Origin of the sequence: Mediterraneibacter agrestimuris (assembly GCF_943193195.1) — a bacterium.
Classification (GTDB): Bacteria; Bacillota; Clostridia; order Lachnospirales; family Lachnospiraceae; genus Schaedlerella; species Schaedlerella agrestimuris.
In genome coordinates, this window is sequence record NZ_CALPDG010000009.1 from 95,944 (window position 1) to 110,977 (window position 15,034).

The window sequence follows — 15,034 nt, forward strand, 5'->3', positions numbered from 1 at the left end:
CGCAGCCTCGTTTTAGGACGATAACAAACCATGCGCAGGCTTGGATAAACAGATATGATAAGCCGGCATGGCGGCAGAAGCCAGTCTTATTCTGGCTGAACAAAGCAAACAGAGACAAAAAAGAAAATGGAGGAAAGACACATGGCTCGTATTGCAGGTGTAGACTTACCAAGAGACAAACGTGTAGAAATTGGTTTGACGTATATTTATGGAATTGGAAGAACAAGTTCAAACCGTATCTTAGCAGAGGCTGGAGTAGATCCAAATACTCGTGTTAGAGATTTAACTCAGGAAGATGTAAAGAAGATCAGCGAGATCATCGACGCAACTCAGATGGTAGAAGGTGATCTGAGAAGAGAGATTCAGCTGAATATTAAGAGACTTAGAGAAATCGGCTGTTACCGTGGAATCCGTCATAGAAAAGGACTTCCGGTACGTGGTCAGAAGACAAAGACCAATGCAAGAACATGTAAAGGTCCGAAGAGAACTGTAGCAAACAAGAAAAAGTAGGCTTAAAGCAGCTGAATAAAAATGAAGCTGCATTTAGTGCAAAGCCGTTCGTGAATCTTAGCGGATGTAATAACATAAGTTTAGCTTAGCGGACAGACTTAATGAGACAAAATTTGAAAATTTTAAGAAAGTGAAGAAAGTAGGTTAGTTTATAATGGCTAAGAAAGTTACAAAAAAAGTGACAAAAAAACGTGTCAAGAAAAACGTTGAACGAGGACAGGCTCACATTCAGTCATCTTTTAATAATACAATCGTAACATTAACAGATGCACAGGGAAATGCTCTTTCATGGGCAAGTGCAGGCGGTCTGGGATTTAGAGGTTCAAGAAAATCTACTCCATATGCAGCTCAGATGGCAGCAGAAACAGCAGCAAAGGCAGCATTGGTACATGGTCTGAAGACTGTAGACGTATTCGTAAAGGGACCTGGATCAGGAAGAGAAGCTGCAATCCGTGCATTGCAGGCTTGTGGTATTGATGTAGTTAGTATTAAGGACGTTACTCCGGTACCGCACAACGGATGCCGCCCGCCGAAACGCAGAAGAGTCTGATCATCTGCTGGTGTGAATGTTGATTAAGTGCAAGTAGCGTAGTGGATTGCGAATATCCGCTGTAATATATAGGAGGAAATAAAAATGGCAATAAACAGAGTTCCGGTTCTTAAAAGATGCCGTTCCCTTGGAATGGATCCAATCTATTTAGGAATTAACAAGAAGTCTAACAGACAGCTTAAAAGAGCAAACAGAAAGATGAGCGAGTATGGTCTTCAGTTGCGTGAAAAACAGAAAGCAAAATTCATTTATGGCGTATTAGAAAAACCTTTCAGAAATTATTATGCAAAAGCTAAGCAGATGGAAGGTATGACAGGTGAGAACCTGATGATTCTTCTGGAGTCCAGACTGGATAACGTTATGTTCCGCATGGGATTCGCAAGAACAAGAAAAGAAGCAAGACAGATTGTTGACCACAAGCATGTTCTTGTAAACGGCAAGCAGGTGAATATTCCTTCCTACCTTGTAAAGGCAGGAGATGTCATTGAAATCAAAGAGAAGCACAAAGGAAGCCAGAGATACAAAGAAATTCTGGAAGTAACAGGCGGAAACATGATTCCTGACTGGCTGGAAGTAGATGCAGAGAACCTGAAAGGTGAAGTAAAAGAACTTCCGAAGAGAGAAGCAATCGATGTTCCGGTTGATGAGATGCTGATCGTCGAGTTGTATTCCAAATAATCCGTGAATACGGTATAAGCATCGTATCCCCTCAACATATTTTAACCCATAAGGAGGGTCTGTATAGTGTTTGATTTTAATAAACCTAATATTGAAATTACTGAAATTTCAGAAGATAAAAAATATGGACGTTTTGTCGTGGAGCCTCTGGAAAGAGGATACGGAACAACACTTGGCAATTCCCTGAGAAGAATTATGCTTTCTTCTCTTCCGGGAGCTGCGATCAGTTCTGTAAAGATTGATGGAGTTCTGCACGAATTTAGTTCCATTCCGGGTGTAAAAGAAGATGTGACCGAAATTATCATGAACTTGAAATCTCTGGCAATTAAGAACACATCTGAATCAGACGAAGTAAAGACTGCATATATCGAATTTGAGGGTGAGGGCACTGTAACAGGCGCCGACATCCAGACAGACTCTGATATTGAGATTATGAATCCTGAGCAGGTTATTGCCACATTAAGTGGTGGTAAGGACAGCAAGCTGTATATGGAGCTTTCCATTACAAAAGGCAGAGGATACGTAAGTGCAGATAAGAATAAAACTGAGGATCTTCCGATCAGTGTGATTCCGATTGACTCCATTTATACTCCGATAGAGCGTGTAAACCTCACTGTTGAGAATACACGTGTAGGTCAGATTACTGATTACGATAAGCTGACACTGGATGTATGGACAAAGGGTACATTGCTTCCTGATGAAGCGGTGAGCCTTGCGGCAAAGGTACTCAGTGAACATTTGAAACTCTTTATTGATCTTTCAGAAGTGGCACAGGCTGCTGAAGTTATGATTGAAAAAGAAGATGATGAAAAAGAAAAAGTTCTGGAAATGAGTATTGACGAACTCGAACTGTCCGTCCGCTCATATAACTGTCTGAAGAGAGCCGGTATCAACACTGTTGAAGAACTGACGAACAAGACACCGGAAGATATGATGAAAGTGCGTAATCTGGGACGGAAGTCACTGGAAGAAGTACTTGCAAAATTAAAAGAACTCAACCTTGAATTAAATTCAGGTGAGGAGTAAGAAATTGCTTAATACTTAAATTTTCTGTCAGTAAGCCCGAAGAGCGTGGCAGAAGCATTTAATTAATAAGCCCGAAGATGCATAATTAGATGTGTAATATAGTTTGATCATGCAATGAACAGGAAGGAAAACAATGCCTTCATGGTTTTTTGACTGGCATGTTAAACTATATGGAATTAACAGGAGGAAATTTAAAATGGCAAAGTATAGGAAACTTGGCAGAACATCCAGCCAGAGAAAAGCTCTGCTTAGAAATCAGGTGACAGCTCTTCTTAATAACGGAAGAATGATCACAACAGAAGCAAAAGCTAAAGAAATCCGTAAAATTGCAGAAGGTCTTATTGCTATGGCAGTAAGAGAGAAGGATAACTTTGAAGAGGTTACTGTAAAAGCTAAGGTTGCACGTAAGGATGCAGACGGCAAAAGAGTGAAAGAAGTTGTAGACGGCAAGAAAGTTACTGTTTACGATGAAGTAGAGAAGACGATCAAGAAAGATATGCCGAGCAGACTTCATGCAAGAAGAGAGATGCTGAAGGTTCTTTATCCGGTGAAAGAAGTTCCGGCTGCCGCAGCAGGAAAGAAGAAGAATACAAAAGAGGTTGATCTTGTAGAGAAACTGTTTACAGAGATAGCTCCGAAATACGAGAACCGTAATGGTGGATATACAAGAATCGTTAAGATTGGTCAGCGTAAAGGTGACGCAGCAATGGAAGTACTTATTGAGTTAGTATAATTGTTGTGTTTAGGACGAGGTTTTTACCTCGTCCTTTTTGTTCTTGAAAAGGTTGTAGGAAAATGATATTCTTATAAAAGATATGACAATAAACCAGGGGGATATGAATGTGAAATCGAAAGGTAAGAATTATTTAGAAATTTTGCTTGTTATTCTTCTTGCCAGCGGACTGATCTATGCATTTTATAATGTTCTGAATAGTAAAATTCAAAAGCAGGAGAATTTAAAGCATATGGAGACTGTTTCAAATTCCGTTCTGCAATCTGTCAATACAGCGGAACGTATGGAATGCAAGTCATCCGTGTATCTGGATCTGAATTCAGAAAAAGAAGAGGATAAGCATGACAGATCACAGGACATCAATCTGATTCACGATTTTGGACACCGGCGTTTGTATATCAGCCGCGGGGACAGAACAGAGATTATGGATTATCGTGATAATATGCCGTATATCTATTCCAAGGGCATTTCTCCGGTATACAATAAGGCAGATGTTCAGATGAAAGTAATACCGAAGAATCAGTGGTACAGATATGCTGCTGAGAGTATGTATGGCACGCAGTGGAAAGTGGGAAAAAGCGACCAGATTTCCTATGGTTTTCTGAGAGATGAGGATTTTCTGGTGAAGATTACAAAGCAGGGGAAAGATACAATTGACGAGAAAAATTGTATAAAATACAAGGCAGTCATTAAAAATACTTTAAGAGATAAATCAGCAGAGGAAGAGAGTGATAATGAATTCCGAAAAACCCTCAGTGCATATGGCTTAAATGTCATGGATTTGAAAAAGGGGTATCCTGAGGTATATAAAATGCTGAGAAATACATATAATCAGGATACGGAAGAGATGTATATCTGGACAGATGAAAACGGAAATATGATGAGAATTGAAAAAGACCATACCTTCCGATACTACCTGAATGTCATGAAAGAAAATTCAGAAAAGATTGAAGAGAAAGCAGGGCAGTACGGATATCCGAGAGTCTATTGCAGACAAAACTTTACGTATAGTCCAACTTGCGGAATAGTAGAGATACCAAAAGATTTTGAGGAATTATGAGGAATATGATGCATCAGATAAAAATGATAGGGTTGGACTTGGATGGCACCCTTTTGAATACAAAAAAGGAATTGACGGAATACAGCAGAGATATACTGCGCAGAGCTTTGGATAAAGGGATTATTGTTCTTGTAGCGACAGGGCGTCCGTATACAGGAATTCCCGAAGAGTTGAGGAATTTTCAGGGGATCCGGTATGCACTGACTTCCAATGGCGCACGTGTTCTTGACACGGAGAAAGGAGAGCTTCTGATTGAAGAGCTTTTGCCGATAGAAGATGCCGTTCGGGCGCTGAAGGTATTACAGAAGTACGATACCATGCCGGAAATTTACTTTGACGGACAGGGGTATGCTGATGAAGTGAAGATGGAGCAGATCCACAAGTATCATCACAATCCGCATATGTGGGAGTATGTACGTAAGAGCAGGGTTATAGTGCCGGATATCATGGAACTGGCAAAGCAAAGAGCAGAAGATATGGATAAAGTACAGGGATTATTTGCTGATATGAATGAGAGAGAGCAGGCATGGCAGGAGCTTATGCGGGATGAAAAGCTTGAATTGGTTGGCTCTTTAAAGTATAATATAGAAATTAATGCCGCAGGTGTGAACAAAGGGAAAAGTCTTGTAAAACTGGGAGAATTACTTGGCATCCGCAGGGAAGAAATTATGGCGTGCGGAGACGGCGACAATGACGTAACGATGCTTCGTGAAGTTGGCTTTAGCGTAGCTATGGGAAATGCTGAGGAGACTGTGAAGCAAGCGGCAGATTATATAACAGAAACAAATGATGAAGATGGTGCAGCAAAGGCAATTGAGCGGTATGCACTTTTGTAAAATGGCTTCTATAGAGAAGTATGAGAGGAGACGGATATGTTAGAGGCTTTGAAAGTTATTATTTTGGGTATTGTAGAGGGAATTACAGAGTGGCTTCCGATCAGCAGTACAGGGCATTTGATTCTGGTGGAAGAATTTATTCATCTGAAACTGAGTGAAGAATTTGTGGAAATGTTCAATATTGTGATACAGTTCGGTGCGATTCTGGCAGTTATCATGCTGTATTTTCACAAGCTGAACCCATTTGCAAGGGATAAGTCTAAGAAACAGCAGATGTTGACGATTCAGCTGTGGGTAAAGGTGGCGATCGCAACCATTCCGGCGATGATATTTGGACTGCTTTTTGATGACTATGTAGATGAACATTTTATGAATGCATATGTAGTTGCGGCAATGTTGATTGTTTATGGTATCCTTTATATTATTGTGGAGAGAAGGAATGAGAACAAGAAGCCGGCAGTTACAAAGCTGACCCAGCTTACAATTCCAATGGCGCTGGCGATCGGCGGATTTCAGGTACTGGCGATTATTCCGGGAACTTCCCGTTCCGGCGCCACAATTCTGGGAGGGCTGCTGATCGGCGCGTCCAGAGGTGTTGCGGCAGAGTTTACATTTTTCCTTGCAATTCCGGTTATGTTTGGCTGGAGTGCATTGAAAATGCTTAAATTCGGACTGGGTTTTACAGGACAAGAATTTGGTCTGTTACTTTTGGGATGTGCAGTTGCGTTTTGCGTGTCCGTATTTGCGATTAAGTTCCTGATGCAGTATATTAAGAATCACGATTTCAAGGTATTCGGTTACTACCGAATCGGACTTGGTATTATTGTACTACTGTATTTTGGAATTACTGCATTGCTTGCATTGTAAATATAAAATATCCGCAGGTATATCAATAAAATATATGTATTTACACTAGAAAGAAAAGAACAGCTACTGTATTTAGGGATCAACAATTCCTTGCAGTGACTGTTCTTTTTTTATTAAAAAATGCGCTATGGTAAAAAATATCATGTTTTTGTGAGAAATTGAGTAAAAACAATCAATTGACAAAAAAACACGGGGGGGGGGTAAAATAGAGTAGCTAAGTCTGCGAGGATGACAAAATGAAACAGAAAAAATACAAAATAGACCCGGAAAATCCGGCAAAGCATTTAAACTGGTACAGCAGCAGAAAAGGCGTAGTGCCAAAAAGCTGGAGGCGGACATTCTTGAGAGGATGTCTGATTTTTGCGGGTATTCTTTTTTTGGTTCTGTCAGGAATAGTTGGCGCGTTTGTTTATTTAAGGACAAAAGGCGATAAGAATCTTAGAACAGAAGTGCCGGAAGTGACAGAGAGTAAGACAGAACTTCCAGAGGGAATCTATATTACATATCAGGGCAAACAGTATCGGTACAATTCAGACATTATCAACTTCCTTTGTCTTGGAATTGATAAAGAACTTGCGATAGAAGAGAAAAGAGAAACAGGAAGTGAAGGACTGGCGGATGTAATTCTTCTGGTAAGCATTAATGTGCAAAGCAATGAGTTTAAGATTTTGGCAATTCCGCGAGAAACGGTTGTACCTGTGAAGGTATTGGATAAAGCAGGGAATTTTGTAAAAACAGAAAATAAACAGATTACCCTGCAATATGCGTATGGACGAAGTGCAAAGATGAGTTGTGAATTGATGAGTGAGACGGTATCGAACCTATTGTATAAGCTGCCTGTTCAGAGATATTGCGTTATCAATTTTCAGGCGCTCCCAGTGCTCAATGATGCTATTGGAGGCGTTCATCTGACTGCATTGGAAACTGTGGAGTGGAATGAAGGGGGTTTTTACGAGGGACAAGAGATGTACTTGCTTGGGCAGTCTGCACTGGATTATGTACGTCAGCGGGATGAATATAAAGCAGGAAGCAGTATGGGCAGACTGGAGCGTCAGAAGCAGTATGTAACCTGTTATATGGAGCAGGCGAAGGCGGCTTTGAAGACAGATATCACATTGCCGATACAACTTTATCAAGGTCTGACTGAGCATATGCGGACCAATGTAACAGTAGAAGACATTGCTTATCTTGTGCCGGAAGTGCTGGAGATGAACCTGACTATGGATAACATCATGATGGTGCCGGGGACAACCGTTCCGGCAGGGGATACGGAAGAGTATCAGGCGGATACGGATGCACTCAAAGAACTTGTGATCCAGAATTTCTATGAAGAAGTTCCAGATCAGAAAAAGACAGAAGAAACCAGGGATCCAGAGAAAATCGAAGACTAAAAATCCAGAAAAGCCAGATATCCAGAAAAACGAAGGATTCGGAAGGATAGACAGAAGAGACAGGATAATAGAGAGGGAGATAAAGAGATGAAGAAGACGGTGAAAATAATCATCATTGTTTTAGCGGCGCTCATTTTGGCGGGCGGCGCAGCCGGAGGAGTATTCTATTACTCCTATCAGCAGGAGAAAAAAGAAGCAGAGAAGATAGCAGATCCCGCAGAAGCGGAAGAAGGCTATCAAAAGATGCAGGAAACAGTTGTGAAAAAAGCAGAAGACCCTTATGAGAGTAAGATTGATTTTGAAGAGCTGCAGATGGTCAATCAGGACGTTTATGCATGGATTCAGATTCCAGATACAAATGTGGATTATCCGATCCTGCAGTCCGTTGTGGAGGAGGATGAGTACTATCTGAATACAACAATAGATGGAAAGACGGGACTCCCTGGTTCCATCTATACGGAAAAATACAATTCTCCGTATTTCACAGATCCGGTAACTGTGGTATACGGGCATGATATGCTGGATGGAACAATGTTTACAGACTTGCATAAATACAGCGATAAGACATTTTTTGACAGTCATCCGTACTTTTATATTTACCTGCCGGACCGTACATTGAAATATCAGGTATTTGCGGCAGTTGCATTTGACGACCGCTATATTTTAGGAAACTACAATTTTTTAGATATAGATGATTTTCAGAAGTATTTGGATGAGCTTAAGAGCTCTATAGAGGGAAATGTGAATCCGAATGTGGAAGTTACACAAGAAAGTACCATTGTTACACTCTCTACCTGCATCGCAGACTATCCGGATCAGAGATGGCTTGTGAATGCAACTTTGGCAGGGCAGGAGCAGTAAGGTGAGATACACAGCGGTCGATGCATATGGTTAAAGCATCTTAACAGATGTTTTAATATAATCACGCAAAATAAGTTGAGAGGAGAAACAAAGTGGCAAAAAGAATGAAGAGAATTCTTGCAATTGCTGCTGTATGTGTGCTCACTTTGAGCATGGGAACAGCAGTATTTGCAGCAAGTCCGATTGATCCAGATATTCCAGATGGGATTGAAACACCGGATGAGACTGAGAAGCCAGATGAGACTGACAAGCCATCAAAGCCGGTAACTATCGTAGGTGGAACCGCAGTAGACAAGGATGGCAATAGTGTAACTGTTAAGTATGCTGCAGATGTGGCAGAAGAAGTAAAAGAGATTCTTAAGGATGATGAGCAGGTTAGAGACATTCTGGAAAATAATGGATACATTCCGGAGGATAAAGGGGATATCACCGTTATAGGTGTGGGCGATATTGAACTGCCGGAAGGCGCGATGCCAGAAGGTGGAATTGATTTGTCTATTCCTGTAACAGGAGACCTTACAAATGATCTGAATGAAGGTGATACCGTTTATGTTCTTCATCAGAAACATGATGGTACATGGGAAGTTCTGGAAGGAAAAGTAAGCAGCAAGGATGCAAATGGCGTTGTTGTAGATGCACATTTCGACAGTCTTTCACCTATAGCTATCATCAAAGTAATGTCCGATGGCAAAGCTGTTATTATGGACAAGGACGGGGAAAATAAACAGCCGATTATACCTCCGACACAGGATGAAGTCGATGATGAAACAGACAAAGACGATGATGCCAAGACAGAGAATAAGGCGGATAACAAGACAGAGAGTGGAAAAAACACTGCTGCAAAGGCAGAGAACAACTCTGGTGTAAAACTTTCCCCAAAGACAGGTAAGTAATTTTAGAAAGAAACAAGTATAAATAATTATTTTGTGTGATGATGTAAAACCCATGCGCCGGAAGGTGTTGTGGGTTTTACTTTATTTAATCTTATATGTATTTTATACATTGTTATTATATACAGTATCGATTGTTTTAAAAATCTTGCATAGAATTACTTGCAATTTTGCATAAATATGATAATATATAAAAATACCGTGCATAAAAATACACAGGTAATACTTGAAATAGATGGAGGAAAAGGATATGAAAAAGTTATTAGCAGTAATGCTTAGTACAGTACTCGTTGCAGGACTTATAGCAGGGTGCGGAAGTAAGGGAGACGACAAGAAGGCTGATGAGGGAAGCGCTAAGACAACAGCAAAGGTAATTGAAGTAGATCTGACAGATGAAGAATATGCGTTTGGCGTTGACAAATCTCAGCCGGAGCTTCTGGAACAGGTAAATGCGTTCATCCAGAAGATTAAAGAGGATGGAACACTGGACGAGATCTGCGATAAATATTTCGGTGGCGGAGAGCCGGCTGCAGTCGAGTCTGCAAAGCTGGATGAGTCTAAGGATCAGCTTGTTGTAGCAACAAATGCTGCATTTGAACCGTTCGAGTATACTAAGGGTGAGTCTTACATGGGAATCGACATGGAGCTTGCAGCGCTTCTTGCAGAAGAACTGGGAAAAGAGCTGGTTATTCAGAATATGGATTTTGATGCAGTGTGTCTTTCTGTTGGACAGCAGAAATGTGATATTGCAATGGCTGGTTTGACAGTGAATGAAGAAAGAAAAGAATATGTAACATTTTCCGATTCTTACTACCAGGCATCCCAGCGTCTGATCGTACCGAGTGATGATACAGCATTTGACGGACTGGAAGACGCGGACGCGGTTGCGGAAAAGCTGGCAGAACTGACAAGCGATACAAAGATAGGAGTACAGCAGGGAACAACAGGACAGAGCTATGTAGAGGGTAGTGAGGACTTTGGTTTTGATGGTCTTGCGGCTGCATGCAGCCCGTACAAGAGCGGTTCTTTAGCAGTACAGGATATGCTGAACGGAAACATTGATTATGTTATCATTGATGCGGCTCCGGCAGCGGCGATTTCAGAAGCGATCAATGCAATGCTGTAAAAGCAAAACGTATATTAATATGTAACAGTTCAGCCTTCCGGCTGAACTGTTATATTAAAATTACATATAAGAAAAGTCGGAAAGGAAGATATAGTATGTATTTTCCTTTCTTAGCGCATTTGAGGAAGGATAACAATGGGGAATTTTGGTCTGAAAGTAGATAAGTTTATAGAGATATTTATCGAGCAGAACGGTTATGTTAAAGTAGTGCAGGGACTGCAGAATACCGTTTTTATTGCAGTTGCCGGCTTAATTATCGGTATTTTGATTGGTACTGTGATTGCAACGGTGAAGGTGCTTCCCAAGTATAAGATGCTTCCGAGAGTACTAAATGGAGTCTGTAATTTGTATGTTGCACTCTTCAGGGGAACTCCGATCGTAGTACAGCTTCTGGTAGGATACTATGTTCTTGTACCGTTAACCGGCGTAAACCTGCCGGGTATACGGGTTGCGATGATTGTATTTGGAATGAACAGCGGTGCGTATATTTCTGAGATTATGCGAAGTGGTATCCAGTCAGTAGACAGCGGACAGATGGAAGCAGGACGGGCAGTGGGCTTAAGCTTTGGCACGAGTATGATGAAGATCGTCATTCCGCAGGCGGTAAAGAATATCCTTCCGACTTTGGGAAATGAGTTTATTGCATTGATCAAAGAGACATCAGTCGTCAGCTTTATCGCTGTTGCAGACCTTTATATGGCATTTAACTATATAGGAACAAACAGCTACGAGTTCATGGTGCCTTACCTTGTGATGGCATTAATCTATATCGTACTTGTTCTGATTATTACACTGCTTGTAAGAGTACTGGAAAGGAGCCTGAAGAAGAGTGATAGACGTAATTAATCTTAAGAAAAATTTCGGCAGCCTTGAAATATTAAAGGGAATTAATATCACCGTCAACAAAGGGGATATCGTTGCTGTCCTCGGACCGTCAGGTTCTGGTAAAAGTACATTTCTGCGGTGTTTGAACTGTATGGAAGACCCAACAGAGGGAAGCATTATTTTTAATGGTGTGGATATTGCGGATATGAAGGTAGACATCAATGTACATCGCCGTCATATGGGTATGGTGTTCCAGCATTTTAACCTGTTTAATAATAAGACTGTTCTTCAAAATGTGATGATGGCGCCAGCATATCTGAAATGTAAGGATTTGAAACAGGCGAAGAGCAAGAACCGCATGACCAAGGTCAAGAACCTGTTCCGAGGAAACAAAGAAGAGCTGATTCAAATCACAGCAACAAAGGAGCAGATCAAGGCAGAAGCAAAACAGCAGGCATTGAATCTGCTGAAACGGATCGGATTGGATGATAAGGCAGACGCGTATCCGTCTACATTGTCCGGCGGGCAGAAACAGCGTGTTGCGATTATCCGCTCTCTGGCAATGAATCCGGACGTGATTTTGTTTGATGAGCCTACATCGGCGCTGGATCCAGAAATGGTTGGCGAGGTACTGGAACTGATGAAAGAACTGGCGAGTGAAGGTATGACGATGGTGGTCGTAACACATGAGATGGGATTTGCCCGAGAGGTGGCATCCAGAGTTATCTTTATGGACGACGGACAGATTAAAGAAGAGGCGCCGCCGGAAGAATTCTTCGATAATCCGAAGGATGAGAGATTGAAAGAATTCTTGTCAAAGATTTTATAGTCAGCAAATAAATAATATAAAGAAAAAACGTTTGAACAGATTGTAGATGTAGAGTCTGAGAACACGATGGAGTTCTGGAATTTCTGTAAATACAATATATTCAAGCGTTTTTTTCCGGTAGAAGACAGGGAGCGATTGTGATACAATGTAGATAAAAGTGAAACGGAAAGCAGAGTTTTTATATGAGATATGAAAGAATTATAAAAGGGAAGTTTCTGGAGAGACCAAACCGGTTTCTTGCATATGCAGAGTTAACGGGGAAGCAGGAGATCGTCCATGTGAAGAATACAGGCAGATGTGCCGAGCTTTTGAAGCCGGGAACGGCGATATATGTACAGGAAAGTGACAACCCTGATCGGAAGACAAAGTGGGATCTGATCTGCGTGGAGAAAGGGGAACGGCTTGTAAATATGGATTCTCAGATTCCGAATAAGGTGGTACAGGAATGGATTGAAGAGGGGCATTTGTTTGAAGAGGTGTGTCTGGTGAGACCGGAGAAAACCTATGGGGATTCAAGATTTGATCTGTATGTCGAAGCAGGAAAGGATTGTGGCAAAGAGGAAAACAGAAAGATTTTTATAGAGGTTAAAGGAGTTACGCTGGAAGAGAATGGTGTAGCGCGGTTTCCGGATGCTCCGAGTGACAGAGCTGTGAAACATCTGGAAGAGCTTTGCAAAGCCGTGAAAGAAGGATATGAGGCATATGTATTTTTCGTGATCCAGATGAAGGGGGTACGCTACTTCACACCGAATATAGATACGCATCCTGTATTTTGCGAGACATTGAAAAAAGCGAGGGCGGCAGGAGTTCATGTACTGGCATATGATTGTATTGTTACAACAGACAGTATACGAATGAATGAAGAAGTACCTGTGGTATTGGGAAGCCCGATTCTGAAAGAGAGTGTGGAACCGCTGGTCACATGGTATCGGGAAAATCACCGGCAGCTTCCATGGCGGGAGAATCCAGATGCTTATCGTGTGTGGGTGTCGGAGATTATGCTGCAGCAGACAAGAGTCGAGGCAGTGAAGCCATATTATGAACGGTTTTTGAATACATTTCCAAATGTAGAGGCGCTGGCGGATGCAGAGGAAGACAAGCTGATGAAACTGTGGGAAGGTCTGGGGTATTACAACCGTGTACGCAATATGCAGAAGGCAGCCCGGCAGGTGATGACAGAGTATGGCGGACGATTTCCGGACTCCTACGATGAGATTTTGAAATTGACCGGAATCGGTAATTATACGGCGGGAGCGATCAGTTCATTCGCATACGGAATTCCGAAACCGGCAGTAGACGGCAATGTACTGCGGGTCGTGTCGAGACTTTTGGCAAGTGATGCAGATATTATGAAGGCAAGTGTGCGGACAGAAATTGAACACCTTCTGGAAGAAATTATTCCCGAGGATGCGGCGGGAGACTTCAACCAGGGGCTGATCGAGCTGGGCGCCATTGTCTGTGTGCCAAATGGGGAACCAAAATGTGACATTTGTCCGGCGGTGCATTTATGCAAAGCAAAGGCACAGGAAATTCAGATGAAACTTCCGGTGAAGACCAAGGCGAAAGCAAGGAGAATTGAGAAACGGACTGTTTTGATTTTCCGTGACAGTGAAACAGTGGCAATTCGTAAACGCTCCGCAAAAGGATTGTTGGCAGGTCTGTATGAGCTTCCAAATGTGGAAGGACATCTGACAAGGAAAGAAGTTATCGAATATGGAAGTACAATCGGACTTACACCGGTACGTGTGAAAAAGCTGGCGGCGGCGAAACACATTTTCAGCCATGTGGAATGGCATATGATCGGCTATGAGGTGCTGGTGGACGAACTGGAAAAGAATTGTAACGGAAAGATGATATTTGCGGGGCGGGAGGAAATCAATGAGAAGTATTCCATTCCGTCGGCATTTGAGGCATATATAGATAGATAAATGGAAATATTAAAAGAATCCGCCCTTTCACTGCGGGCGGATTTTGCGGCTATGGAGCTGAAAGGCAGAATAGCTGCCTTTCAGGATACAGGGAGGAAATAGATATGCAGGATTTTAAAGTAATCGAATTAAAGAGAAGTATATTTGAAGATAATGACAGGGATGCGGATTTGCTCAGAGAGGAATTGAAAAAATCAAAAACATTTCTTATGAATCTGATGTCCTCGCCGGGATCAGGAAAGACTACCACTCTGACTGCAATTGCAAATGTGCTGAAAGATGAGATTCGGATGGGAGTTATGGAGGCAGATATTGACTCCAAAGTGGATGCGGAGACTATGGAAAAGGCTGGGGTGAAGTCCATTCAGCTCCACACAGGGGGCATGTGTCATCTGGATGCAGACATGACCCGTCAGGGATTGAAAGAGTTCGGAGCAGAAGAACTGGACTTTGTTGTTCTGGAAAATGTCGGGAATCTGGTATGTCCGGCGGAATTTGACACGGGAGCTGTGAAAAATGCAGTGATTTTAAGTGTACCGGAAGGACATGACAAACCGCTGAAATATCCGCTTATGTTTGAAGTATGCGATATACTGATTATTAATAAGATTGACGTGCTGCCATACTTTGATTTTGATGTGGAGAAGGTAACTGAGTATGCGAAGATGCGTAATCCGAAGATTCAGATTTTCCAGATTTCCGCAAAAACAGGTGAAGGTGTGGATGAGCTTTGCGATTGGATTTGTAAACAGGTGAAGGAATGGAACGCTTAGGGGGGATGTATCAACATCTCCTCCCGTTGCCGGGGAAAGGCTGGTTGTGAAAGAAATTACTGTTCACACCCTGTGGGTGCTCCAGTAACAGTATCCAGCCCATTTTAAGTCGCCTTCGGCGAGGGGCTGGATATATCGCTGTCATCACTTC

The 15,034-nt window shown here is 42.0% G+C and carries 16 protein-coding genes; all 16 read left to right on the forward strand.

What is annotated here, in order from left to right; genetic code table 11:
• The first annotated feature begins 141 nt into the window (after window positions 1–141).
• The 16 genes from rpsM (at window position 142) to hypB (ending at window position 14,883) form a co-directional block, all read left to right on the forward strand.
• Window positions 142–510, forward strand: coding sequence for a 30S ribosomal protein S13 (rpsM, locus tag NFS18_RS06885; RefSeq protein WP_251389312.1), 369 nt, complete (start codon window positions 142–144; stop codon window positions 508–510).
• A gap of 154 nt (window positions 511–664) precedes the next feature.
• Window positions 665–1,060 carry a 30S ribosomal protein S11 gene (gene rpsK / locus NFS18_RS06890; protein ID WP_178600319.1) on the forward strand — a complete coding sequence of 132 codons (396 nt, stop codon included), beginning with the start codon at window positions 665–667 and terminating at the stop codon, window positions 1,058–1,060.
• Window positions 1,061–1,144: 84 nt separating this feature from the next.
• Window positions 1,145–1,738 (forward strand): 30S ribosomal protein S4, encoded by a 594-nt coding sequence (gene rpsD / locus NFS18_RS06895; protein WP_251389314.1) that lies wholly within the window; start codon window positions 1,145–1,147, stop codon window positions 1,736–1,738.
• 66 nt (window positions 1,739–1,804) lie between these two features.
• Window positions 1,805–2,764, forward strand: a complete 960-nt coding sequence (locus tag NFS18_RS06900) for a DNA-directed RNA polymerase subunit alpha (protein ID WP_251389316.1) — start codon at window positions 1,805–1,807, stop codon at window positions 2,762–2,764.
• 196 nt (window positions 2,765–2,960) lie between these two features.
• The gene (locus tag NFS18_RS06905) at window positions 2,961–3,497 is read left to right on the forward strand and encodes a bL17 family ribosomal protein (protein ID WP_251389318.1); all 537 of its coding nucleotides are present in this window, start codon (window positions 2,961–2,963) and stop codon (window positions 3,495–3,497) included.
• Window positions 3,498–3,606: 109 nt separating this feature from the next.
• Window positions 3,607–4,557 carry a hypothetical protein gene (locus NFS18_RS06910; protein ID WP_251389320.1) on the forward strand — a complete coding sequence of 317 codons (951 nt, stop codon included), beginning with the start codon at window positions 3,607–3,609 and terminating at the stop codon, window positions 4,555–4,557.
• A gap of 5 nt (window positions 4,558–4,562) precedes the next feature.
• Window positions 4,563–5,393 carry a Cof-type HAD-IIB family hydrolase gene (locus tag NFS18_RS06915; protein ID WP_251389348.1) on the forward strand — a complete coding sequence of 277 codons (831 nt, stop codon included), beginning with the start codon at window positions 4,563–4,565 and terminating at the stop codon, window positions 5,391–5,393.
• 36 nt (window positions 5,394–5,429) lie between these two features.
• Window positions 5,430–6,260 carry an undecaprenyl-diphosphate phosphatase gene (locus NFS18_RS06920; RefSeq protein ID WP_251389322.1) on the forward strand — a complete coding sequence of 277 codons (831 nt, stop codon included), beginning with the start codon at window positions 5,430–5,432 and terminating at the stop codon, window positions 6,258–6,260.
• A gap of 236 nt (window positions 6,261–6,496) precedes the next feature.
• Window positions 6,497–7,651: an LCP family protein gene (locus NFS18_RS06925; protein WP_251389323.1), complete on the forward strand. Its 1,155-nt coding sequence runs from the start codon at window positions 6,497–6,499 to the stop codon at window positions 7,649–7,651.
• 87 nt (window positions 7,652–7,738) lie between these two features.
• Window positions 7,739–8,512, forward strand: a complete 774-nt coding sequence (srtB, locus tag NFS18_RS06930; protein WP_251389325.1) for a class B sortase — start codon at window positions 7,739–7,741, stop codon at window positions 8,510–8,512.
• A gap of 92 nt (window positions 8,513–8,604) precedes the next feature.
• Window positions 8,605–9,405 (forward strand): hypothetical protein, encoded by an 801-nt coding sequence (locus NFS18_RS06935; RefSeq protein ID WP_251389327.1) that lies wholly within the window; start codon window positions 8,605–8,607, stop codon window positions 9,403–9,405.
• 232 nt (window positions 9,406–9,637) lie between these two features.
• The gene (locus NFS18_RS06940; RefSeq protein ID WP_408631553.1) at window positions 9,638–10,528 is read left to right on the forward strand and encodes a transporter substrate-binding domain-containing protein; all 891 of its coding nucleotides are present in this window, start codon (window positions 9,638–9,640) and stop codon (window positions 10,526–10,528) included.
• A 135-nt stretch (window positions 10,529–10,663) separates the two neighbouring features.
• On the forward strand, window positions 10,664–11,374 hold the full coding sequence (locus NFS18_RS06945) for an amino acid ABC transporter permease (RefSeq protein WP_251389331.1): 711 nt from the start codon (window positions 10,664–10,666) through the stop codon (window positions 11,372–11,374).
• Complete coding sequence (locus tag NFS18_RS06950) at window positions 11,358–12,182, forward strand: amino acid ABC transporter ATP-binding protein (protein ID WP_251389333.1); 825 nt, start codon at window positions 11,358–11,360, stop codon at window positions 12,180–12,182. The genes NFS18_RS06945 and NFS18_RS06950 overlap by 17 nt, the downstream gene beginning before the upstream one ends.
• A gap of 182 nt (window positions 12,183–12,364) precedes the next feature.
• Window positions 12,365–14,110, forward strand: coding sequence for an A/G-specific adenine glycosylase (gene mutY, locus NFS18_RS06955; RefSeq protein WP_251389335.1), 1,746 nt, complete (start codon window positions 12,365–12,367; stop codon window positions 14,108–14,110).
• Between the two features lie 104 nt (window positions 14,111–14,214).
• Window positions 14,215–14,883: a hydrogenase nickel incorporation protein HypB gene (hypB, locus tag NFS18_RS06960; protein ID WP_251389336.1), complete on the forward strand. Its 669-nt coding sequence runs from the start codon at window positions 14,215–14,217 to the stop codon at window positions 14,881–14,883.
• Window positions 14,884–15,034: the final 151 nt, after the last annotated feature.